Here is a 21,532-nt window from a genome sequence, read left to right as displayed (position 1 = left end):
TGTCAATGAAGAGGAACGGCGGTCGCGTCGTACTGGTAGATCCAGTCGTAGCGAGCGGCGGTCGCTTCCGGCGCCCACTGGGTCCTGATGTAGTCTCCCGCCGTTTCGGACCTGGAGAGTGCCGGGTTATGGAAGATCGGCAGCATGCCGGCCGCAGACTTCACAACCCTGGTTGTGCGATCCAGGCGCAGGCTCTGATATGTCCCGAACGCTCTCGCTGGATCGTCGGGGCGCTGCTCGAGACATCGGGCGAGAATGGAGGCGTCCTCCAACGCCATGTTCACTCCCTGACCGAGATACGGCAGCATGGAGTGGCACGCATCTCCAAGAAGCGTGACCCGTCCTTGCGACCAACCAGCCAGCGTGGGCCGCACGAACAGGCCCCACTTGTGAAGGCTTTCGACGTTGCTGACGAGCGCGATGATGTCGGGATGCCAGCCCATGAAGTCCTTCAGGCACTCCTCGACAGATCCTTTCTCCGACCAGGATTCCAGGAGCCAGTCGTCGCGATCGACCTGACCCGAGAACGTCATCAATTCCGTGTTCTGCCAACGGACCGGATATGCCGTGACATGCGCGGTCGGCCCGATCCAGGTCGACACCACGGGCTCGCGTTGATGCGGCTCGAGCCGGTCGACCGGCACAAGACCACGCCAGGCGATTGCGTTGGTGTACTGGCTTTCGATTTGGCCGATCAGCCCGGTTCGCACCTTCGAATGCGAACCGTCGGCGCCGATCAGCGCCCGACCTTCAATATCGCGGCCGTCCGCGAGCCGGGCCCGAATTCCGTCCCGGCTCTGGCTGAATCCGACAACATGGGCGTTCAGATGGATGGCGTCCTTCTTCGCGCGCCGCACACCGTCGACAAGGATCTTCAACAGGTGCGCGCGCAGCAGAAGGTAGGGTTGGTTGCGGGCTGCGTCGGTGCTCCGGTCATACAGGGACCAGGTTTCACCGGTGTTCCAGAGCCGGATGGAACGTCGCTCGGCCGCGATGCAATTCTGTTCGACTTGCTCGGCGAGGCCGAGATCGCGAAGCACGCGCACGCCGTTCATGGAGACCCAAAGGCCGGCGCCGATTTCACGCAATTCGGATGACTGCTCGAGAACGTCGCAATCGATGCCGCGTCGAAGCAGCGATAACGCCATCGCCAAACCGCCGATGCCGGCGCCCGCGATCAAGACGCTCGTTCTTTTGACCTGATCAATACTCATGATACCTCCAGAAAGTAGCTGCGCCGTCTCGCGCGGTTTCAAGCGGCATCCTGCCGGCCCGCAAGGCTCTTCACGGCTTCGAAAATCTTGGTGTAACCGGTGCAGCGGCAAAGATTGCCGTCGAGATAGTGCCGGATTTCCGCGTCTGTCGGATGTGGCGTGGTCTTCAAGAGCGAAGTGACCGCCATGATGAAGCCGGGCGTGCAAAAGCCGCACTGCAGGCCGCCATGAAGCACGAACGCCTCCTGGATCGGAGATAGTCCCTCCGGCGGCGTGACGCCCTCGATTGTGGTGACCTCGCGCCGGTCCACATCGACCGCGAGCGTTGTGCAGCTCGAGATCGGCTCGCCGTCGAGAAGGACCGTGCAAGCGCCGCACACTTCCATGTCGCAGGAACGTTTCGTTCCCTTCAGGCCCAAACGATCTCGGATGAGGTCGATCAGGAGCATATGGGCCGGAACGTCGACGGCGATCGTCTTGCCGTTCAACGAGAAGGAGATTGCCAATAGCTGTGTCATTTCAGCCAGCTCCCGCCGGCGGTGACAGCCTCATCGGCGCTACGCAGAAGAAGCACGCCTGCAAGATGACGCTTGTAATCAGCCCCGCCATGCCGATCGGCGTTGACTTCAAGCTGATCCAACGCTGCCGGAAGAGCAGACTCAATCGCCTGACGGACCTCTGTTACCGCTACGTTTTGGAGGGCACCCTCGACGACCGGCAAAGGCTGTGGTCGCGAACCAAGCGCACCGACCCGCACACGGGCACTCCTGATCGTGCTCCCGCCGGCGTTCAGTGACCAGGCCATCGCGACGTTCACGGAAGGCCTCTCACCATGCTTGAACCGACGATAGGTTACGGGTCCCGCGGGCCGCGGGAACACAATCACTCTCAGCAGTTCGTCAGGTTCGCGCACCGTTTCCATTTCGCTTCGGACGAAATCATCAGCGTGAACTTCACGCGTGCCCCGGGATCCCTCGAGCACCAGCCGTGCGTTGAGGGCGGCAAGCATCGTCGGCGGATCGGCGTGAGGCTCTCCGAAGCAGAGATTGCCGCCGATTGTTCCAACGTTCCGGACCCTGATGTTTGCGACCTCGGCGCAGAGCGATGCGAGCGCCGGCACGTGCTCGCGGATGACGGGATCGCCGCTGATCTTCCTGTGCGTGCAGCGCGCGCCGATCTCGATCTCGTTCATGCCGTTGACGGCAATGCAATCGAGCCCAGGGATACCCTTGATGTCGATGAGGCGGTCTATACGGATGACGCGCATTTTCAGCGCGAGCAGCAATTCGGTTCCGCCGGCATAGAACATGCCGTCGCCGAAATCGCCGACGGCACGCACGGCGTCGGCAATCGTCGAAGGCCGCTCGAATTGGAAGGATGACGGCAGCATGATCAGGCCGCGCCCAGCATTTCTTTGAGCCGCTTCTCGAACTCTTCGAAGTTCTGATCGACCCGGCGCTTGATGATGCCGAACCCCATGCTCGCAAGCCGGCCCTGCACGTCGACTTTCGCATCCACGGCAAATGTGGACCCAGAACCGGCCTGCGTGACGGTCACGTCGAGGACAACAGCCAGCCGCGTTCCTGTGATCTTGTCGCGGCCCGTAGCGCGGGTGCGCACGTGAGACGGCTCGGTAATCGATTCAACGATGATGTCAGCAGGCACTTCGAGCTTGAAAGGACCGATCTTCTGCTTGACGGTCGCCTTGTAGGTTGCAAGCCGCTGGATTTCCTCGACGCTTTCGCACCCGGGAATGCAGCTCGATATGCGTGGAACGTCGAGCAGCGTGCTCCAAAGCTGCGCCGGCGTCGCCGGCACCGCCATTGACATGTTGAATTCCATGAATTCAGTTCCTCTTCTGGAGTGCGCGCCACACTTTTTCGGGTGTCATTGGCAGATCGGTTAACCGGATGCCGTAGGCGGCAAATAGCGCGTTGGCGATCGCCGGTGCGACCGGAAGGATTGCTCCCTCGCCCATTCCTTTGGCGCCGCCAGGCCCGGGGCCGTCGCCGTTTTCGACAAGTATCGTGTCGAAGGAGGGCGGCACGTCGGTGATCCGTGGTATCGAATAATCGATCGGCGTCGCGTTGACGGGTTGCCCGTCCTCGAACTCGAGCGCCTCGTGAAGCGCGTGACCGAGCCCCATGACAGCAGCGCCCTCATCCTGACCTTCCGCGGCGACGCGATTGATCACACGGCCGACGTCGGCGGCGCTGGCGTACCGAGGCACACGGATCTCGCCGGTTTCCTCATCGACCACGATCTCTGCGAGAGCTGCGGATGTCTCCCAGAACAAAGGTGACTCCGCCAGGGAGCCTTTCTTCGAACGCGGCGTGATGGCGCCACGGCCGACGACTTCTCCCGAATCGACACCCAGGCTGCGGTGAAATATCTGATGGAAAGTGAGAACGTCTGGACCGGTCGAGACGCCTCCCTCGACCAGTGACAGGCCGTCGCGGGGAAGCTCCCAGACCTCGGCAACCAGATCGAGAATCTGATCGGCTGCGTCGAGAGCGGCGCTCTCGACAGAGAGGCCGACGACGACGGTCGAGCGGCTCGCACCGGTACCCCAGTCGTAAGGAGCGACCGCTGTATCCGAGCGCAGGACGGTGACCGCAGACACTTTCTGCTTCAATGTCTGCGCCGCGATTTGGGCCATCGTCGCGTGCGCACCCTGACCAACCTCGATGCTGGAGACCGAGACGAGAATCGACCCATCGATCTTGAGACGCACGATCGCGTTGCTGATCGGCGTATTCGCCGGATCGGTTGCGGCAACCGCCAATCCATGCGCCTTGCGGTTGGAGGGTTGCGCGTCCGGCGCGAACGACCGCCTGACCCGGCCGATCAACTCGCTCATGTCCATGTCGAGCGCGCGCAGGTCGGGGCGGATGCGCTCGCCACGGGAGGCCAAGTTCAGCATGCGGAACTCGATCGGGTCCATGCCGATTGCCGCCGCGACATTGTCCATGTGCGATTCCTTGGCCCAAACCGCCTGCGGGCCACCGATTGAGCGAAATGCCGCGCCAGGGACGGTGTTCGTGTAAACCGCACATGCTTCGAGCCGCATGTTCGGCACCACGTATGGCCCCATGATGCGATTCGCCGATTTCGTGGCGACTGCTGAGCCCGTATCTGAATACGCTCCGCCGTCGAGCAGAAGCCTGGCGCTCTTCGCGAGGATCCGTCCATTGGCGTCGACCGCGGTTCGAACCGTGATGTCAGCGCCGAGCCTTCGGCAGGTGAGCATCGATTCGGCCATGGATTGGGCTACCCGAACCGGGCGCCGCACCTTCCAGGACGCGGCGGCGACCAACGGTTCGATCTTGACGGATGCCTTGCCGCCGAATCCGCCGCCAACAAACGGGACGATCACGCGGACCTTGGCCAGCGCCAGGCCAAACAGCCTGGACAGGACCTTCTGAACCGCGGTCGGCGTCTGCGCACCTGCCCAGACCGTCAGGGTGTCTCCCTGGAAGTCGGCGATGACCGCATGCGGCTCCATCGCGAAATGCGAGATCGCCGGAAACGTGAAGTGATCTTCGTGAACGTACGCCGCGACCGCCTCCGCGGCGTCAACATCTCCAACGTTGTTCCTGTAAGTGTGGAAGATGTTGCTGCCCGGTGTCGGCCGGGCGCCGCCCTTGAAGTAGAAGTCTTCGAGGTTTTCGTGATGCTCATGGATGAGCGGTGCATCCGCCATCATCGCCTCACGGATGGTCGTTGCATGAGGGAGTTCGTCGTACGCGATCTCGACAAGCTCCGCGGCGGCTTCGGCGATCTCGATGGTCTCAGCGATCACCACGGCGACCGGCTCGCCCACATACCGGACTCGGTCGATTGCCATGATCGGCCGGTCCTTGAGCACGACACCCCAGCAACCGAACGGGACGACATCCGCTCCGATGAGCACGTCGACGACGCCGCGTACGGACCTGGCGACGCTCGCGTCAATCGACGAGATGCGCGCGTGAGTAGCCGGCGAACGAACCACAAAGCCGTGCAGCATCCCTGGGATCACGAGGTCGGTAACGTATTCTGCCCGCCCCGTAACCTTCTCGATGAGGTCGGGTCGTACGGCACTCATGCTGTCAGTCACCGACATCTTCGGATCCGGGGTGCGAGGTCGCCGCCTATGGTCAGAAAGCCTGCGCGGCTCCTCCCAGGCGGCAATTCTCAACGCCTACCCGATTTACCACTCGTATGCAAGCGCTATGCTCGCATACAAGTAATAATCATTCACCGGACGGATCACGCTCGCGGTCAGACGGCATGGATTCTTGGGGGCAACGAATGTACACAAATGATCAACTCGGGACTTCCGAGGCCGAGCCATCCAGCTTTGTTCAAGCCGAGCCACGGCCAGGTGCCGCAAGAGGACGACAATCGTGCAACCGAAAACCAAGACGGCTCCGACGGAGAAGCCGAAAGAGGCCGCACAGTCTTACAGGTTGGACGATGCACCAGGATTCCTGTTGCGCGTCGCGCTCCGTACCCACACATCGATCTTTGTCGCGAAAATGATCGAAGAACTGACCCCACCCCAATTCTCGACGCTGGCAAAACTGAGGGAAGTCGGATCATGTTCTCAAAATCACCTGGGAAGACTGATCCACTATGATTCCGCGACCATCACTGGCGTCATCAATCGCCTCAAATCGCGCGGGCTGATCAAGAGCTCCAAGGATCCTTTGGATCCACGACGACGGCAGATCGAACTAACGGACAAAGGGAGGCGGACGGCGGACGCTGCGATCGAGACTATTGCTGAGATTTCCGGCGAGACATTTGCCTCCTTGACGAGGGAAGAATTTCGGACCCTGACCGAGATCCTCAAGAAAATCATACGCCGCTGAGCCCCACAGCGTTGAGCCAAGCCGACAGGCTGATCCCGAAAACGCTTCAGCCGCCGCCGGGCAAAAAAATGGCCCGGCACGAGCCGGGCCAAGTCCAGGGAGGAAGCGAAGGACGTGGATCCTTCGCAAACGCCGAACGCGGATCTCGATCGAAGACAGCCCAACGAACGATCTCAGCGAGAGAACTATCCGGTATGCCGCCCGGCATTTTGTGCTGAAGAAGACGGAACTGCACTGGTTTCCGGCATTTTTACGTGACAAGGCCGGGATGAGCCATATCGGCACGCGCCATGCTGCATGGACCGGAGTCCAGCTGGTCGATAGCCGATGACGACCCGATCACAACAATAGACGGAGCCCATCACCGGTCATCTACCAAATGCCGGCTTCATCGCACGATCGATCGGCGCCGTTCCCCGAGCGGATATCCCGCACGCCTGCGCAGGGCCCGGACGATTTTTGTCCTGAAGCGCGCGAGATCGAACAGCAATCTGGGGGCTCTCCTGATCGCAATCGCTTTACCCACGATCGCGAGCCGCAGAACGCGGACCAATCTAGCCAGGCCTAATTCCATAAATGCCCGCCGGACATGTGGCTGGTCGGCGATCGAAAGCATATTGTCCACTACAACGATGGACGATCTGAGCTCGGGTTTCTTCTGCAGAACAAAGTCACGGCATGCTACCGCGAACTCCAGCTCCTGAGCGCTCAAGGATATGCTGAAGGCGGTTCGATCTTCTTCCGCCATATTCAATTGCTCCCGAATGATCGTACGGCGCGGTCTTCCGTCTTTCGATGTCACAGCCTGCGCGGCCTGGCTCTCGCCTTCCAATCGGCAACACGCCCGTGCCGGCTTTCTGCGAGATATTCCTTGGTAGCATCGGCAGTCGCGGCATTTTCTGGCGAAAACCCTTGCGGACAACCAAGAAAGCGCGATCGGCGGAGCCGATTGACGCGGGAACGCGGCATTTTCTACCGTCGGGGCGGTGCGCGGTCTGGCACCCTGAGACGTGTCTTGCCGCAGCAGCTTCCTGCGTTGAGCCTTCCGGCTGTTTTCCCCATCGCGGAGCCAGGCGATGAGCGGCCGTGACAATCACCATCCAAGAAGGAACGAGGCTAACCCGCAGGATCAGATTCTTGCTTCCTCGCGCTACTTTCCGGTGACGATCATTTCCCGGAGCGCTATCGTCACCCGGACTCCAGGCGCGCCCCTTATCTCCGCCTCCTGAATTGCGGGAGCCGTAGCCAATAACGAGCGAATTCGATGAGCATATTATCCACGTCCGAAATGGATCCTGGTTTTGCCAGAATGAATTTGCCCGAACTTCGGATCAACTACGATCCGATTGATCCGGATCAGTTCGATCGGCCGATCACCTCATTCTGCATCGAAACCGGTGAAGACAACGACGAGCTTCCGCTCCACTCACACAAGAAAGGGCAACTCGTTGTCGCTTCACATGGATCGGTGATGTGTCGTGCCCCCGGCGGACTATGGATCGTTCCGCCGCAGGGTGCCGTGTGGATACCGGCCGGCGTCATGCACAGCAATTGCGTCTCGGACAATGGAAAGGTCTACGTCGTCTTCATCGATCCGCAGGCGAGTACGCTTCCGAGCACATGCTGCACATTCACGATATCATCGCTCGTCCGTGAACTGATACATCGGCTCTCCGTTTTTCCTCCGTTGTATCCGGTCGAGGGGCCGACCAGCCGGCTCGGACGCGTGCTGCTCGACGAATTGGTGCAGATGTCCACCGAACAGATGTACTTGCCTATCTCCACCGACAGCCGGCTTCAGCATCTCGCGGCATCGCTGCTCAATGACCCCGGCGATCGCAGCACGATCGACGAATTGGCAACCAGATATGCGATGAGTGTCCGGACCTTCGCCCGCCTGGTCTTGAAGGAAACCGGGATGACGTTCGGACGCTGGCGACAGCGCCTTCACATCCTCGTCGCGCTGCAGAGGCTGTCTGCGGGATCTTCCGTTCAGGCCGTCTCGCTCGATCTGGGCTATGAAACCCCCAGCGCCTTCATAACCATGTTCAAGAAGGCAATGGGCAAGAGCCCGCGCCGCTTCCTTGCCGAGCGATCCAGCTTCGTCGGCCGTGAGCCCTTGGCTTGAAGAACTGCACCCGGGAGCCCTGGCCCCAACATCGCCCGCTGGGGCCCAGGGCTCCCGGCGTCTCCTATCGCGAGTTGAATGCGACGAGAGGGTATTGGAGCGCAGCTTCGGCGACCGACTGCGGCGCCACCACGCGAGGCTTCCCGTTCTGCGCTTGAAGGATAGTCACGTCGCTGCCCATATTCTGGCCATTGGCGTCGAACTTGATCTTGCCGCTGGACATCAGGATAGGCGTCATGTCCGTTGCTTTTAGCGCGGTGTGGATCGCAGCGGACTCGGAAGAACCGGCGCGGCTTACGGCGTCCGCAACAATCTGAACAGCTTCGAAGGCACACCCTGAATTCCCGTCGACCCAGTCATTTGGATAATCGGACGCAAATCGCTTCAAGATCGCCGCGGCGTCAGGCGCTTTCGGATTGTACCACAGGGTCGAGAGTATCGCGCCATCGCCGTATTTGCCCAACGCGTCATAGTACGCCTTGTCCTGCGCGCCATTCGAGTTGGGTGAGAAGATCATTTTGGGATTCCACCCCTGCTTGGTGCATTCCCGAATGATCATGATGGCATCGTTGACACGGGTCACGGAGACCAACGCGTCCGCGCCTGACGCTTTGGCTTTTGCAACCTCGACCGAGAGATCCTTGGCTCTTTCATCGTATGGAATATACTCGGCAATCCTGAGAGGCACTTCGACCTCCTTCCAGGCCTGATCGATGCTCGCCGCGGTCGACTGTCCCATCGTATTGTTGAGGTGCATGACGGCGGCGCTTGTTGGAGCGTCCTTGATCGAAGACAGGAGTGACTTCAGCTCCATGAGCGACTTCCTGACGATTGTCAGGGACGTCGGGTAATACCTGAACACCTCGGTGAATCCTTGAGAGGTCACCTGGGTCGCGCTCGCGATGTGAACGACCATAGGCACTTTTGCGGCCTCTGCGGCCTGAAGCGCGGAGATGGTTGCTCCGGAATCCCACGCGCCGATAAGTACCGTGCACCCCTGCCTGATCAGGTTCTCGGCGGCAATCCGTCCGTTTTCCGGCCGGCTTTGCGTGTCCGCATGGATGATTTCCAGCTCTATACCGAACTTCTCCTTTGCGAACTTCGCACCGACATCGATGCCGCGTACGCAAGCCTGCCCCGGAAACGCCAGGACGCCACTGCTCGGATTGATTGCGCCGACGCGGACCTTGGCTGGGGTGGCCGCTCTTGACTGCCACGATGCGAGCCCGACTGCGGCGCCAATTCCGCTACCGATCAAGGACCGGCGGGTCAAACCGCTTTCGCTGTGCTTTCTCATGTAAACTCCCCCTTTTGGTTGGCTGCAGGAATATCGATGCGGTCTGACAGGCGGGCTCAACGAACAGTGAGGCGCTATCGCGCCAGGACAAGCACTCGCGCTCGGCGCTTCACGAGATGCGCCGACTGCGTAGGTTGGCTCACGGTTTGACTTCCGCCTTGACGAGGTTGTCTTCGCTCTCGTCATAAAGCGTATCGATCAGCGATCGATACCTCTCCATGATCTGCTTCCGACGCTTCTTTCGAGTCGGCGTCATCATGCCGTTCTCGGGAGAAAGCTCTTCCGGCAATATCCGAAACGCCTTGATCTGCTCCGCCCTGGCGAGCCTGCCATTCGCCTTGCCGATCTCTGCTTCGATCATCCGCACCACGATTTCGGAGTTCGCCAGTTCCGAGTACCGGTCGATGCGAAGACCGTGCGATCTGGCCCAATCCATCGTCGCGGTCGCGTTCACCTCGATCAGCGCGGTGAGGTACTTCTTTCCTTCTCCAAGCACAGCCGCCTCAGAGATAAACGGGCTGCGCCTGAGCTCGTTCTCGATCTGCGTCGGGCTGATGGATTTTCCATTGGAAGTGTTGATGATCTCCTTTTTTCGATCGACCAGCCTGAAGAGGCCCGTCGAATCGACATCCACGATGTCTCCGGTGTAGAGCCAGCTATCGCGTAGAGCGGATTTGGTCTCTTCCGGCTTATTCCAGTAACCGACAAAGAGTCCGGGTCCCCTGACAATCATTTCCCCGTCTTCCAGAACAGCCGTCTCCCAAGCCGGATCCCGCAGGGGTATGCCCACGGTGCCGGCTTCCGGCCATTCCGCCATCTGCACCAGATTGGCGCCGACCAGCTCCGTCTGCCCGTAACATTCCTTCAGCTGCAATCCCCATAGCTGCCACAGCGACATCAACTCGGGAGGCATCGCCGCAGATGAGGTGTATGTAACCGTGAGTTCCTCGAACCCGACCTCACCAAGCAGCGGACGGAAGACCCGTTGCTGGCACACGGCAAAGAGGCCGGAAATGAACGGGTCCGGCACGCCACCGGCCTGACGATCATCAAGGGCCTTGCGGGCGATGGTCATCGCGAGCTGATAGTCCTGCTTCTGCTTCTCGGACCCGGCGTGAACCTTGCTGAGGATCTGGGTGGCATATCGCTGGAAGAACCGCGGCGGAGCCATAAAGTAGGTCGGCTTCACTTCCTTGACCGTTCGAGCGAACTCCGCGCTGTTCTCGCCGAAATACGGCACCAGGCGGATGAGCAGAGGCAGTGTCGTTGCCTGAGCGCGTGCCACCGTGTGTGACATCGGCAGATGCACGACGACACGGTGGACATCGGAGCGCAACTTCGACGTGAACAGGGTTACGCTGTGCGCGCCGGCGAGCAGCGACAGATGGGTCAGCATCGCTCCCTTCGGAAATCCCGTCGTTCCGGACGTGTACCCGATGCTGGTCAGGTCGCTCGCCTTTGCTTTCGCGACCTGCTCCTGCAGAAAGATGTCGGCGTCAACCGATGTTTCGCTCCAGAAATCATGAAGAGAGACGACGTTCGCCGGCCCGCCTGTCTTCTTCCACGCGGGATCGAGCACGATGATTTTTTTCAGCTTATCAGCATGGCCCGATGCAAGGACGGTACCGAGCTGAAGTTCACTCCCGACGAACATGAACGACGTTCCGGAGTCGCCGAGATAATAGCCGACCTCCTCCGCCGACGAGGTGAAGTAGACGCCGACCATGATGCCGCCGGCACAAATGATCGCCATATCCGCAAGAAGCCATTCCCGGGACACGTCCCCCATGATCGCCGCGCGATCGCCGCGTTCGAAACCGGCCTTTTGCAAAGTGGCCGCCAACTTGGCCACCTCGTCCGAATACTGCTTCCAGGTCGTGGCGATCCACTCACCGCGACGTTTTTGCCTGAAAGCGATCTCGTCAGAAAGCTCCACCCTTCGCCGGCTCAGAAGCTGCGGAATGGTCACGTCGGCGAGTTGGGCGCCCGACGCAAAACCCTCGGCGCTCACCTCAACGCTCCGCGAAGCGCTTGCGCTTTTCAGCGAAGGCGGCCACGGCATCGCGCCGGTCGGGCGCGGCAAAGGTGATCGTCTCAAGCGCGGTCGAGGTATCAAGGAGCAGATGCGCGTACTGCTTGATGATCTTGTTCACGCAATACTTGGTCCAGATGATTGATTCTCTTGGGCCGCTCGCGAGCATCTCTGCGTACTCGATTGCAGCATCCTTGACGTCCCTGTTCGAAATCACCTCGTTGATCATGCCGATCGACGCGGCCTTTTCCGCGGAGATGAAGTCACCGGTCATCAGGTAGTGCTTCGCACGGACGGGTCCCATCAACAGCGGCCACATCACCGCGCCGCCATCGCCCGCGACCACACCTGCGGTAACATGCGTGTCGGCAAATCTCGCCGCCGGACTCGCGAATATGACGTCGCAGAACAAGGCGAGAGTTGCCCCGAGACCGACCGCGACGCCGTTCACCGCGGCGATGATCGGCGCCTCGACTTCCAGCATGTTCCGGATCAGATGGCGTCCGCCCCGGGTCGGCGACGGGATTGGACTCTTGTCCAGCGTTTTCTGATCGCCGCCCGAACAGAACCCCCGTCCCGCCCCCGTCAGAACGATCGCGCGGACCGCCTTGTCCTCGTCCAGCTCGACGAAGACCCGCTCAAGCTCGCTGTGCATATCCCAATTGATCGCATTGAGGATCTCCGGCCGGTTCATCGTGACGATGGCGACACCGCTCGGCCGCTTCTCGACGATCAGATATTTATAGTTCTGCTTCGACATGGCTATCTTCCGTTTGTTCCGGTTGGCTTACTTTTGCGGTCGCATGGCGCGGATCTGTCCGAGAATATCTTCCGTAGGCCGGACGACATTGTTTCTGTCGTTGAAGTGGGGGATCACATAGCGGCCACACATGTCGATCGCTTCCATGATTTTCTCGTGATTGACCGAGTCGAGATGGAGAAGCACCTCGTCGACGCCCATCGCCTGGAACTTCTCGATCTGACGAATGACAGTGTCCGGGCTTCCGCAGACCGTTGTCGCGGAGTGGTTGAGCAAGTAGTCCCAGTCCTTTCCCGCTCGCTCCATGGCTGGCACGCTCTCGCTCATATACGCATAGTCGTCGGCAAGCTTCGCGAGACGGGGATAGGCGTCCGTTGAAATCCTCGCATAGTGCATGAGGGGCTCGGCGTAATCGTCCTTCGCTTTCTGATCGGTTGACCCGATGCCGAAGAAAAGCGGAATGCCGATGCGCGGCCGATCGAGCGGACCTTGCTCGTCACGTTTCCAGCCTCGACGGTAAGTGTTTAGAAGTTTCTCCTGGACCTCCCATCCCTGGTAGATGCAGTTGCTCATGACGGCGAGGCCTTCGGATCCGGCCCAGCTGTGGCTCCGCTCGCTGGTCGCCGCGATGCCGATCACCGGGTGCGGCTTCTGTATCGGTTTCGGCACCAGCATCCGCGGCGGGATCTGATAATACTTGCCCTCGAAGGTGAAGATATCTTCGCGCATCGATTTCTTCAGGAGCGCGATACCCTCCTCCATCTGGGCGAGAGTTTCGCTCGGATCAACGTTGAAGGCGCGCATGGCGATGGTCGTGTTGGCCCGGCCAGCGTAGAATTCCATGCGGCCGTGCGACAGGATGTCGGTTACTGCCAATCGCTCCGCCGATCGCAAGGCATGATTGATCTTCTGGGGCATCAGCGTCACCGCTGACCTCAGCTTCACGCGCGAAGTAACGGCAGCAAGGTAACCGTAGACGACCTCCGGCGCGGAGCTCGAGATACCGCCGAGTGCAACGTGTTGCTCGGAAAGTGCGACGCAGTCGAATCCGACCTTTTCCGCCAGACGCACCTCGTCTACGAGTTCATGGAGTCGGCGGGCGTAGCTCTGCCCGACCTGGGTTTCTTGCTCCGACCAAAACCCGAACGTAAGTGCCATCTTCTGGATCCTCATGGAGTGTCAAGATGGCGAAGCATTTCATGGGCGCGGCAACATTTTTGTTCGAATGCACCCCGCAGTTACATGACTTTCCAAATTTTGTGCTGTGAGCAGTCGACGCCTGCTCCTTTCGCAGCCAACGCCTCTGAACGTGGCGCGACAATCATTCTCGGCGTTCATCCGCGGAGGAGCATGAGAGATTCAGACAGCGTTGCTTCGGATTCCAAACGAGACAGCCAGAAGATCTGCTATCGCCGCGAGACATCGCTCGCCGATCCGGGCCGTCGAGCCAAACGGGTTGCCGATGATGCCGTTGGCGGTGACGGACTTGATCCCGTTTCTCCACATTGCCTGAAGCTGCTCCTCGGTTAGCGCGCCGAGATGCCCGACCTCGAACCGATCGAGCCGAACGCTGTCCGGGCGGAGCAACATCATGAGCGACGTCTCCGCGATATCGGCATGTCCTCCAACAGCATTCGGGTCACCACCCGCTTGCTCGACGGCGCTTCGCCATCTCTCGATCCAGGCGACTGCATCGCAGTACGCGTCGATCTCGACGTCCACCGGAACGGCGCTCCTCAGCCGGGGAAGCATGTCCCGGAGCGCGGGAAAATTCCCGATGTGGCCCGAGAACAGCAGGATGCGCCTGAAGCCGTGCCTCGCAAGACTTGTGCAATAATCCAGGCAGATCGATTCGAACGTCTCCGGGCGAATGGAGATCGTCCCCGGGAAGACCAGATGATGGGCTGAACAGCCGACCTTGATGGTGGGCGCGATCAGGGTGCGTCCCAGATGCCGTGCCAGCCTCGCCGCGATGGCGTCTGCATGATCCGCATCCATGCAGAGCGGAAGGTGCGGTCCATGTTGCTCCACAGCTCCGCAGGGTATCAGGACGGTCGATGCCCCCGCAGCAAGGGCGGCCGATACCTGTTCGAAGCTCATCAGTTCAAGACGGAGCTCGTCAGGCAATGCCGGTGCGGCCATTCACGCTTTCCTTGGCTGTTTCGACAGGAAACGCGACCGCGCCTCTGCCGAACTATCGTCTACCAGATAGGCCGCGAGATCCTCAATCGTCACCGCCTCGAGCGCAGCATCGTCCATTTGACCTGTCAGGTTCAGCGAACGCTTGATCGCCGTAAACAGCTTGCGCTCCTTTCCACGAAGATACTTGCATACCTCCCCGGCCCTCACCGTTACTTCCGCTGTGCTTGCGATCTCGTTGATCGCCCCAATTTGGAGTGCCCTCTGGGCGTCGGTCAAGTCGCCCCAGTACAGCAATGCCTGCGTCTCCCGAAGCCCAAGCTTCTGAACTGCCTTCCGGATGCCCTTGGCTGCAGGCAACAGGCCGTGGTTGATTTCCGGGAACCCGATCTTGCATTCTTGGTTCGCTACGACGTAGTCGGCGTGAAGAAGAAACTCCAAGGCCCCGCCGACGGCGTATCCACGCACGGCACACACGAAGGGCCCGGGGTATCTCTCCATCTCGCAAAGAAGCGCATGGAAGCTCCTCATCCGAGGCCGTGATATTTCGATGCCCGCGACCTCCTTTATGTCTCCGCCCGCGCTGAAGAAGCGCTCGCCCTGGCCGGTCAGGACAATGCCCGGCGGCGACGCCTCGCGAGACAATGCGCGAAACGTGTCCAGTAGCCGGCCAACAAGCACGTTATTCAGTGCGTTTGCCGGCGGCCTGTTCATGGTCATGGTGACCACATCGCGGTCGCGTTCGATTAGAAGGGCGTCATCGGCTTCCATAGAAACAGCCTAAGCGAGGCCTTGTGGAATTGGTTGCGGTACACCCTTTCCCCGACGCCGCGGCTCGACACAAATGGTCGTGCCCGGGCTATTTCGCGGCATCTTCTGCTGCGATCGCTCGGCCGCCTTTTCGGATGACGGGGCTAGTCCCGCCATTCAGGACCGTTACAATCCAAGATAAGCGCGCTGAATCTCGGGATTGTCCAGCAACTCGTCGCTGGATCCGTGGAGCACGATTGAGCCGTTCTCCAGAACGTAGCCGCGATTGGCTAACGCAAGCGATTTAGCCACATTCTGCTCTACCAGCAGGACCGTGGCTCCCTGCTCGTGCAGGGACTTCACCACACCAAACATGACGTCCGTCAGAGCCGGCGACAACCCGATGGAAGGCTCGTCAAACATGACGACCTCCGGCTTCGACATGATCGCACGGCCGATAGCCAGCATCTGCTGCTCGCCGCCCGATAGCGTACCGGCCAATTGCCCCCGGCGCTCTCGAAGCTTCTCAAACAATTGATAAACGAAGTCGAGCGTTTCGGACTGCCCGGCCTTCGCGCGCTTCAGCGTCCCTCCGAGCAGCAGGTTTTCCTCTACAGAAAGACTTCCGAAAATCTGCCGACCTTCCGCGACCTGGGCAATGCCGCGCTCGCAGATCTCCCATGGCGGCATCCCGGTGATATCAACACCGTTCATCTTGATGACACCGCTCGAGGATCGAACAATGCCCGAGATTGATCTGATGAGTGAGGTCTTCCCTGCGCCGTTCGCGCCGACGACGCAGATCAATTCGCCTTTGTGGATCTGCAAGGAGACGCCGTTCAGAGCGCAGGATCCATCGTACGCGACACAAAGTCCATCGATCGTGAGAAGCGCACCACTAAGCATGGAAGCCCGCCCCCAAGTAGCTCTCGAGGACTTTCGGATCTGCAACCACCTCTTCGGGAGGTCCCTCTGCGATCTTGGCGCCGTGATGCAGCACCACCACACGCGAGGCCACTTCCATCACGATGCGCATCACGTGCTCGACAAGGAGGATCGTCAATCCACCTTCGGCAAGCCTCTGAAGTACGTCTACAATTCCCGCAGCTTCAGTCGGTCTCAGACCCGCCATAACCTCGTCCAACAACAGCAATTTCGGTCGGGTCGACAGCGCCTTGGCCGTTTCCAGCATTTTCCGGTCCGGTAGCGTTAATTGATCCGCCCTCGCATGGGCCTTGGCGGCCAGACCAACGCTTTCAAGAGACTCGTACGCCTTCGATCTGGCCTCGCTTACGTTTCTGGTCCAGCTGAAGGCTCCGATCATGGCATTCTCAAGCACCGACATCTCACGCATCGGCCGCACGATCTGAAATGTTCGCGCGATACCCATCCTGCAAACAGTCTCGGGTGGCGAATTGTCGATCTGGCGGCCTTCGAACAGCACCCGGCCGCTGGTCGGCTTCAGGGCACCAGCGACCAGGTTGAAGCATGTCGTCTTTCCCGCTCCATTCGGTCCAATCAGCGCTGTGATCCGCCCGGCCCGAAGTGAGAAGCTTACATCCTTCACCGCGACCAAGCCTCCGAACGATCGGGACAGGTTCTCGACCTCGAGCAGAGTTGTCATTCTTCGACCTTTCGGGACTGCCACAGCCATGCCGTGGGTGGCGCCTGGATAGCTTTGCAAAGGCGCACAATCGCCGGCCAGATGCCGTCTGGCAGGAACCAGACGACCGAGATCAGGACAACACCGTAGGTAATATTGTTCAGTCCCGGGATCCGAAGACTGTCGCCGAGCGCGCTCATCAAGTGATTGAGCGGAATCGCGGCGAGCGACCCGACCAGCGGACCGAACGTGGTCCCCAGCCCCCCGACCACGGGCCCTATCAGGACGTCTACCGATAGCCCCATCCCCATGATCGAGTCCGGGAATATCGACCCTTGAACGAGCGCCAGAACGCCACCGCCCGCGGCGGCCGTTGCGGCCGATATCGAGATCACGAGAATCTTGTGCTGGAAGGTCCGGACGCCGAGTGCGCGTGCGGCCGATTCGTCGTCGCGCATCGCCCGCCATACGTATCCGAGGTAGGATCGTGAAATAAATTCGGTTCCGATTATTCCCAACGCCGCCAGTGCAAGCGCGACGAAGTAGTAGAAGCGGGTATCGCCGCGAAGCATGGAGATCTCAATCCCGCCTGTTGGCGCAGGAAAGAACAATCCCTGCATTGCGCCCACGAACTCCCAGCCACTGAACATGATCCTGGCGAACTCGGCGGCGGCAATCGTGAGCAGCGCGAAATAGATACCGCGAACCTGGAACCGAAAGCTCAACCAGGCGATCGACGCGCCAACGGATCCGGCGAGGATCATTCCAGTCAAGAGCCCGACCCAAGGCGAAATGCCGTACTTTACGTAGAGGACACCGACGGAATAGGCTCCCAGCCCGACAAAGAGGGCGTGACCGATCGATAGCTGCCCGCCGATCCCAAGCATCAGGTTCCAAGACTGTCCGAGGAAGGTGAACAACAATACGATCGTCATCAGCGAGATGACGTACGGGTTTGCCAGCATCCCGACCAATCCCAGGACAGCGAAGACCATTATTCCGACAAGCCACCGTGTCCTTTCCAGCCCACGGTCAAATTTCTTTTGCACCAAAAAACCCCCTCGGACGGAAAACAAGGATGATGATCAGGAGCGCGTAAGGAAGCGCCGTCTTCATCGAAGGCGTGAACATCAACGCCGCGATTGCCTCGGCGACGCCGATCATCAGACCTCCGAGGAGTGCTCCGCCAAAGCTGCCGAGCCCGCCCACGATGACCGTCACGAAAGCAAGGAGGGTGAAATCGACGGCGAGATATGGTTGAGCGTCGAACAGGGGAGATATCAGGGCGCCGGCGACCCCTGCGCAAGCTGCCCCGATGCCAAAGGTAACGGCATAGACTCGTGGAATGTTCAGTCCAACGATGAGGCCGCCCAAACGATTGTCCGCCGCCGCCCGCAGCGAGCGGCCGAACGAGGAGAACTTCAGATACGCTCCGAGCAGAACTATAAGCAGCCCGGCGGTCGCTGCCGCCTGCACTCTCGCCAGGTCGAGCGTCACAAGGCCGAGAGACACGGTCTGAAACGACAGTTGCGAGGCAGTTGGACGCGGATCCGGCCCGAACGCGACCAACAGGGTTCCGCTAAAGAGCAACGACAGGCCGATGAAAACAATGAATTGATAGTGATGCGGCCGGTTCACGAACCGCTTTACGATCAGCGTTTCCAACAGATATCCGAAGACGAACATCACGACCGCAGCGATTGCTGCCGCCACGATGATTGGGACGCTCCACAGCCGAACCGTCCAGTAGCCAATGTAGACACCGAACACGACCATCTCGCCGTGCGCAAAGTTTACGACGCGCATGACGCCAAATATGATGGTCAGGCCCAACGCGACGAGGCCGTAAACGAGACCGAGCAGAATGCCGCTCGCAAGAACATTGAGCCAGAGCGAAAGCATCAGCAAGCACTGACTGGCGCGAGCGAATGTCGGGTATTGGACACCGCAACAGTCAGATAGGCTGCTACCCGCGGCTGGCCGCACTCGGATATTATCGAGACCAACCCGGCGTTGAATTCGCACCTGATCTGGTCAGCGAAAATGGTCCCCCGCATTGGTATTTCTCCTGCGTTTGTGACAGATATCCTCTTAGCCGCCGGACCCTATGTCCTGAGCCTTTGCTTCGCATTCGCGGTCGGCGTCCGGGCGCTATTCTCACTGAGTGCGACACTCATTCGGCAGCCCATGCGCTGGACCTTCTAACGCTTCGGTACGGTGAATTCGCCGTTTACATAAACAAGCGGCTCGCGATCGAGGTTGGTTGTTTGGGCAACAACCTCGCCGACGAAGACCGTATGGCTGCCGGCATCGTACGAACCGGACACGCGACAGTCGAAGCTGCAAATTGCCTCGATGAGGCTCGGCGAACCTGTCGTAAGTTGACGCCACAAACCGTCAGCAAAGCGTATGTCGCCCTTGCTTCCGTCCTGTCCGGCAAACTTCTTTGCGAGCTCAGCGTGACCCGCCGCGAGAATGTTCCAGCAGAATGATCCGCTCTGCTTTATTGTGTCGTGGCCACCGGCGGACTTGTTGACGCAAACGAGCACGCTCGATGGTTCGGTTGACAACGAGCACCCGGCCGTCAACGTCAAACCGTGCCTGCCCGGCCGCACGCCCGTCGTCACGATAGATACCGCGCCGGGCACGTTGCGCATTGCGCTCCGGAACTCCGCACTGCTGAACACCGGGGATTGTTGGTTTGGCATCGGTGACACTCGGAAGTTCATGGTGATAGGTTCCCGCAAGTACTCAGACCGAATCTCTGGAGCCGGCTAGCCGTCCTGCTTGTTCGACGCCTGAAAGAGCTGGATCGTGTTGTTTTGCGGATCCTTCAAGCAAGCCACACGGCCATGCGCTCCCATGTCCCGCACTTCGACGAAAATCTCGGCTCCCAGGGCGCGAGCCCGATCGAGCGCCAGCTCCAGATCATCCACTTCAAACACGACGACCGCGTTCGGAGCCCCTTCGGAGGCCGACTCTCCCAGGCCCGCGATGCAGAAGGCGGCCTTCTCTCCGGCGAATTGAACCCATTTGGCGCCGTCTGCGAAACGGATCGTCAGTCCAAGTCCTTCGTAGAAGCCGGCCAACGCTTCAGGTTCCTGGGCAGTAAGATAGACGTGCTTCAGCTTCATCCCTTGCTTTCAATTCCGAGCTCACCGGCAATCCGTGACCTCCGGCCACGATTGTCTGACGATACTTGCGCCACCCCGGTCGGCATTAATGTTCGAAGTTTTCACCGCGCGCATCGCCAATCAGCATATTGTGCTGCAGGCTATCGGGGCTGGCTTGTTTGATTTCCAACGATGCGAAGACGAGAGACGATTCATGGCGTCATTTTCCCGGCAGAACGTTCGGCGCGTATCATCGCCTGCGCCGGTTGCGATTTGCCTGGCGCCGGTCCGTTGATCATCCATGTGGATCCGCCGCTGCTGAGCGCTTGCGCAGCTCGCGAGTTATCCGATGACCGACTTTTCCGCTATTGGACTCTACCGGCGCATCGCGCATCTGCGAACAAGCTCGGCTCTTGAGCCGTCCCATGTGGCATAACAAGGCTTTCAGGATGCTCGCGTGGAACTACAGTTCGCCTTGACGTGGTGCGGGCTGAAAGTCAGACGCGGGCGCGATATCGGTCGACGATGATCGCCCGCAGCTCGTTGCACAAGAGGGCGGCCGCCCTTTTCCCGACTTGGGTCAACCGACATCCCCTCACGGTAGAATGCGGAGATCGCGATCCCTATTGTCAGGCGAACTCCAGGATCAGCGCATCGACCGCGAGCGTGGCGCCGGCGGCGGCGTGGATCTTCTTTACCGTGCCGTCGCGCTCGGCGCGCAGCACGTTCTGCATCTTCATGGCTTCCACGACCGCCAAGGTCTCGCCGGCCTTGACCTCCTGCCCCTCGGTGACCGCGATCGACACCACGAGCCCGGGCATCGGGCACAGCAATTTCTTGCCGGTGTCGGCCGCCGAGACCACCGGCATCAGCTGCGCCGAGGTCGCCTCGGTCTCGGTGAAGACATAGACCGGGACCTCAAAGCCCTGATGCGCGAGGCGGAAGCCGTTGTTGATCGCCCGCACCTGCACGGCGACGAAGTTGCCGTCGATGGTGCCCTGCCAGACCGGCTCGCCCGGCACCCAGCTCGACACCAGATTGTGCGGATTGCCAGGCAGTCCGTCGGCGCCGATGAAGCGCACCGCGATGGCGTCGGCCTCGCGCGCCACGTCCAGCGCGATCTCGGTGCGATCGAGCCATACCGCGCGGCGGCGCTCGCGCAGCACGACGCGGCCGCCCATCTGGCCGGAGATCTGCCGCTTGCGCTCGCCCAGCACGTGATCGATAGCAGCGCCCACTGCCGCGAGCCGCCGCGCGATCTCGCCTTCGGGCGCGCGCGCCGAAAACCCTTTCGGGAATTCCTCGGCGATGAAGCCGGTCGAGAGCCGGCCCTCGCGCCAGCGCGGATGGTTCATCAGCGCCGACAGGAACGGAATGTTGTGCCTGATGCCGTCGACATAGAAGGCGTCGAGCGCAGTCGCCTGTGCCTCGATCGCCGCGGCGCGCGACGGCGCGTGGGTGACGAGCTTGGCGATCATCGGATCGTAATGGATCGAGATCTCGCCGCCCTCCTGTACGCCAGTATCGTTGCGGATGGTGATGCCGTCATGGCTGGCTTCGGCCGGCGGACGATACTTCACCAGGCGTCCGATCGACGGCAGGAAGTTGCGGAACGGATCCTCGGCATAGACGCGGGATTC

General features: G+C 60.4%; 21 protein-coding genes. 2 read left to right on the top strand and 19 right to left on the bottom strand.

Annotated elements, in window-relative coordinates:
• Positions 1 to 2: 2 nt before the first annotated feature.
• The 5 genes from JQ616_RS35285 to JQ616_RS35265 are packed head-to-tail and all read right to left on the bottom strand — an operon-like array spanning position 3 to position 5,319.
• Entirely contained in the window at positions 3 to 1,214 is a 1,212-nt protein-coding gene (locus JQ616_RS35285; RefSeq protein ID WP_212022785.1) for an FAD-dependent monooxygenase, read from the bottom strand.
• Positions 1,215 to 1,252: 38 nt separating this feature from the next.
• Positions 1,253 to 1,732, bottom strand: a complete 480-nt coding sequence (locus JQ616_RS35280; RefSeq protein WP_212022784.1) for a (2Fe-2S)-binding protein — start codon at positions 1,730 to 1,732, stop codon at positions 1,253 to 1,255.
• Entirely contained in the window at positions 1,729 to 2,604 is an 876-nt protein-coding gene (locus JQ616_RS35275) for an FAD binding domain-containing protein (protein WP_212022783.1), read from the bottom strand. The genes JQ616_RS35280 and JQ616_RS35275 overlap by 4 nt, the downstream gene beginning before the upstream one ends.
• Before the next feature lie 2 nt (positions 2,605 to 2,606).
• Entirely contained in the window at positions 2,607 to 3,056 is a 450-nt protein-coding gene (locus tag JQ616_RS35270) for a CoxG family protein (RefSeq protein ID WP_050401596.1), read from the bottom strand.
• Positions 3,057 to 3,060: 4 nt separating this feature from the next.
• Positions 3,061 to 5,319: a xanthine dehydrogenase family protein molybdopterin-binding subunit gene (locus tag JQ616_RS35265; RefSeq protein ID WP_212022782.1), complete on the bottom strand. Its 2,259-nt coding sequence runs from the start codon at positions 5,317 to 5,319 to the stop codon at positions 3,061 to 3,063.
• Positions 5,320 to 5,602: 283 nt separating this feature from the next.
• Between JQ616_RS35265 and JQ616_RS35260 the strand changes: the two genes are divergently transcribed.
• On the top strand, positions 5,603 to 6,070 hold the full coding sequence (locus JQ616_RS35260; RefSeq protein ID WP_212022781.1) for a MarR family winged helix-turn-helix transcriptional regulator: 468 nt from the start codon (positions 5,603 to 5,605) through the stop codon (positions 6,068 to 6,070).
• 388 nt (positions 6,071 to 6,458) lie between these two features.
• On the opposite strand, the gene JQ616_RS35255 is transcribed toward JQ616_RS35260, so the two are convergent.
• Positions 6,459 to 6,818, bottom strand: coding sequence for a hypothetical protein (locus tag JQ616_RS35255; RefSeq protein ID WP_212022780.1), 360 nt, complete (start codon positions 6,816 to 6,818; stop codon positions 6,459 to 6,461).
• Positions 6,819 to 7,334: 516 nt separating this feature from the next.
• Here JQ616_RS35255 and JQ616_RS35250 point away from each other — a divergent pair.
• The gene (locus JQ616_RS35250; RefSeq protein ID WP_249137711.1) at positions 7,335 to 8,198 is read left to right on the top strand and encodes an AraC family transcriptional regulator; all 864 of its coding nucleotides are present in this window, start codon (positions 7,335 to 7,337) and stop codon (positions 8,196 to 8,198) included.
• A gap of 64 nt (positions 8,199 to 8,262) precedes the next feature.
• Here JQ616_RS35250 and JQ616_RS35245 read toward each other — a convergent pair whose 3' ends face one another.
• The 13 genes from JQ616_RS35245 to JQ616_RS35185 all read right to left on the bottom strand — a co-directional run.
• The gene (locus JQ616_RS35245; RefSeq protein ID WP_212022779.1) at positions 8,263 to 9,495 is read right to left on the bottom strand and encodes an ABC transporter substrate-binding protein; all 1,233 of its coding nucleotides are present in this window, start codon (positions 9,493 to 9,495) and stop codon (positions 8,263 to 8,265) included.
• 139 nt (positions 9,496 to 9,634) lie between these two features.
• Positions 9,635 to 11,506 (bottom strand): AMP-dependent synthetase/ligase, encoded by a 1,872-nt coding sequence (locus tag JQ616_RS35240; protein WP_349630087.1) that lies wholly within the window; start codon positions 11,504 to 11,506, stop codon positions 9,635 to 9,637.
• A 1-nt stretch (position 11,507) separates the two neighbouring features.
• Positions 11,508 to 12,221, bottom strand: a complete 714-nt coding sequence (locus tag JQ616_RS35235) for an enoyl-CoA hydratase/isomerase family protein (RefSeq protein WP_229185233.1) — start codon at positions 12,219 to 12,221, stop codon at positions 11,508 to 11,510.
• 93 nt (positions 12,222 to 12,314) lie between these two features.
• Positions 12,315 to 13,445 carry an LLM class flavin-dependent oxidoreductase gene (locus tag JQ616_RS35230; RefSeq protein WP_212022778.1) on the bottom strand — a complete coding sequence of 377 codons (1,131 nt, stop codon included), beginning with the start codon at positions 13,443 to 13,445 and terminating at the stop codon, positions 12,315 to 12,317.
• Between the two features lie 201 nt (positions 13,446 to 13,646).
• Positions 13,647 to 14,429, bottom strand: a complete 783-nt coding sequence (locus tag JQ616_RS35225; protein WP_212022777.1) for a creatininase family protein — start codon at positions 14,427 to 14,429, stop codon at positions 13,647 to 13,649.
• Positions 14,430 to 15,197 carry an enoyl-CoA hydratase/isomerase family protein gene (locus JQ616_RS35220; protein ID WP_212022776.1) on the bottom strand — a complete coding sequence of 256 codons (768 nt, stop codon included), beginning with the start codon at positions 15,195 to 15,197 and terminating at the stop codon, positions 14,430 to 14,432. It lies immediately after the preceding gene.
• A 165-nt stretch (positions 15,198 to 15,362) separates the two neighbouring features.
• Positions 15,363 to 16,082, bottom strand: coding sequence for an ABC transporter ATP-binding protein (locus JQ616_RS35215; protein ID WP_212022775.1), 720 nt, complete (start codon positions 16,080 to 16,082; stop codon positions 15,363 to 15,365).
• Positions 16,075 to 16,800 (bottom strand): ABC transporter ATP-binding protein, encoded by a 726-nt coding sequence (locus tag JQ616_RS35210; RefSeq protein ID WP_212022774.1) that lies wholly within the window; start codon positions 16,798 to 16,800, stop codon positions 16,075 to 16,077. Before JQ616_RS35210 ends, JQ616_RS35215 begins: the two co-directional genes overlap by 8 nt.
• Positions 16,797 to 17,744 carry a branched-chain amino acid ABC transporter permease gene (locus tag JQ616_RS35205; RefSeq protein ID WP_212022773.1) on the bottom strand — a complete coding sequence of 316 codons (948 nt, stop codon included), beginning with the start codon at positions 17,742 to 17,744 and terminating at the stop codon, positions 16,797 to 16,799. The genes JQ616_RS35210 and JQ616_RS35205 overlap by 4 nt, the downstream gene beginning before the upstream one ends.
• Before the next feature lie 67 nt (positions 17,745 to 17,811).
• Positions 17,812 to 18,681, bottom strand: a complete 870-nt coding sequence (locus tag JQ616_RS35200; protein ID WP_212022772.1) for a branched-chain amino acid ABC transporter permease — start codon at positions 18,679 to 18,681, stop codon at positions 17,812 to 17,814.
• A 299-nt stretch (positions 18,682 to 18,980) separates the two neighbouring features.
• Complete coding sequence (locus JQ616_RS35195) at positions 18,981 to 19,436, bottom strand: flavin reductase family protein (protein ID WP_249137710.1); 456 nt, start codon at positions 19,434 to 19,436, stop codon at positions 18,981 to 18,983.
• Between the two features lie 117 nt (positions 19,437 to 19,553).
• Complete coding sequence (locus tag JQ616_RS35190) at positions 19,554 to 19,913, bottom strand: VOC family protein (protein ID WP_212022771.1); 360 nt, start codon at positions 19,911 to 19,913, stop codon at positions 19,554 to 19,556.
• Between the two features lie 608 nt (positions 19,914 to 20,521).
• A partial coding sequence (locus JQ616_RS35185) for a biotin/lipoyl-containing protein (protein WP_212022770.1) occupies positions 20,522 to 21,532 on the bottom strand: 1,011 nt, incomplete at its 5' end.

This window comes from Bradyrhizobium tropiciagri (genome assembly GCF_018130545.1).
Taxonomy (GTDB): domain Bacteria; phylum Pseudomonadota; class Alphaproteobacteria; order Rhizobiales; family Xanthobacteraceae; genus Bradyrhizobium; species Bradyrhizobium tropiciagri_A.
Note: the sequence above shows the minus strand (reverse complement) of the source record. Positions and strands in the feature narration are given on the sequence as shown.

Bases quoted from the DNA above. Each gene is read 5' to 3' on its own strand.
- JQ616_RS35285 (WP_212022785.1), bottom strand. From the start codon at position 1,214: ATGAGTATTGATCAGGTCAAAAGAACGAGCGTCTTGATCGCGGGCGCC.
- JQ616_RS35280 (WP_212022784.1), bottom strand. From the start codon at position 1,732: ATGACACAGCTATTGGCAATCTCCTTCTCGTTGAACGGCAAGACGATC.
- JQ616_RS35275 (WP_212022783.1), bottom strand. From the start codon at position 2,604: ATGCTGCCGTCATCCTTCCAATTCGAGCGGCCTTCGACGATTGCCGAC.
- JQ616_RS35270 (WP_050401596.1), bottom strand. From the start codon at position 3,056: ATGGAATTCAACATGTCAATGGCGGTGCCGGCGACGCCGGCGCAGCTT.
- JQ616_RS35265 (WP_212022782.1), bottom strand. From the start codon at position 5,319: ATGTCGGTGACTGACAGCATGAGTGCCGTACGACCCGACCTCATCGAG.
- JQ616_RS35255 (WP_212022780.1), bottom strand. From the start codon at position 6,818: ATGGCGGAAGAAGATCGAACCGCCTTCAGCATATCCTTGAGCGCTCAG.
- JQ616_RS35250 (WP_249137711.1), top strand. From the start codon at position 7,335: ATGAGCATATTATCCACGTCCGAAATGGATCCTGGTTTTGCCAGAATG.
- JQ616_RS35245 (WP_212022779.1), bottom strand. From the start codon at position 9,495: ATGAGAAAGCACAGCGAAAGCGGTTTGACCCGCCGGTCCTTGATCGGT.
- JQ616_RS35235 (WP_229185233.1), bottom strand. From the start codon at position 12,221: ATGAACCGGCCGGAGATCCTCAATGCGATCAATTGGGATATGCACAGC.
- JQ616_RS35230 (WP_212022778.1), bottom strand. From the start codon at position 13,445: ATGGCACTTACGTTCGGGTTTTGGTCGGAGCAAGAAACCCAGGTCGGG.
- JQ616_RS35225 (WP_212022777.1), bottom strand. From the start codon at position 14,429: ATGGCCGCACCGGCATTGCCTGACGAGCTCCGTCTTGAACTGATGAGC.
- JQ616_RS35220 (WP_212022776.1), bottom strand. From the start codon at position 15,197: ATGGAAGCCGATGACGCCCTTCTAATCGAACGCGACCGCGATGTGGTC.
- JQ616_RS35215 (WP_212022775.1), bottom strand. From the start codon at position 16,082: ATGCTTAGTGGTGCGCTTCTCACGATCGATGGACTTTGTGTCGCGTAC.
- JQ616_RS35210 (WP_212022774.1), bottom strand. From the start codon at position 16,800: ATGACAACTCTGCTCGAGGTCGAGAACCTGTCCCGATCGTTCGGAGGC.
- JQ616_RS35205 (WP_212022773.1), bottom strand. From the start codon at position 17,744: ATGCTGGCAAACCCGTACGTCATCTCGCTGATGACGATCGTATTGTTG.
- JQ616_RS35200 (WP_212022772.1), bottom strand. From the start codon at position 18,681: ATGCTTTCGCTCTGGCTCAATGTTCTTGCGAGCGGCATTCTGCTCGGT.
- JQ616_RS35195 (WP_249137710.1), bottom strand. From the start codon at position 19,436: ATGCGCAACGTGCCCGGCGCGGTATCTATCGTGACGACGGGCGTGCGG.
- JQ616_RS35190 (WP_212022771.1), bottom strand. From the start codon at position 19,913: ATGAAGCTGAAGCACGTCTATCTTACTGCCCAGGAACCTGAAGCGTTG.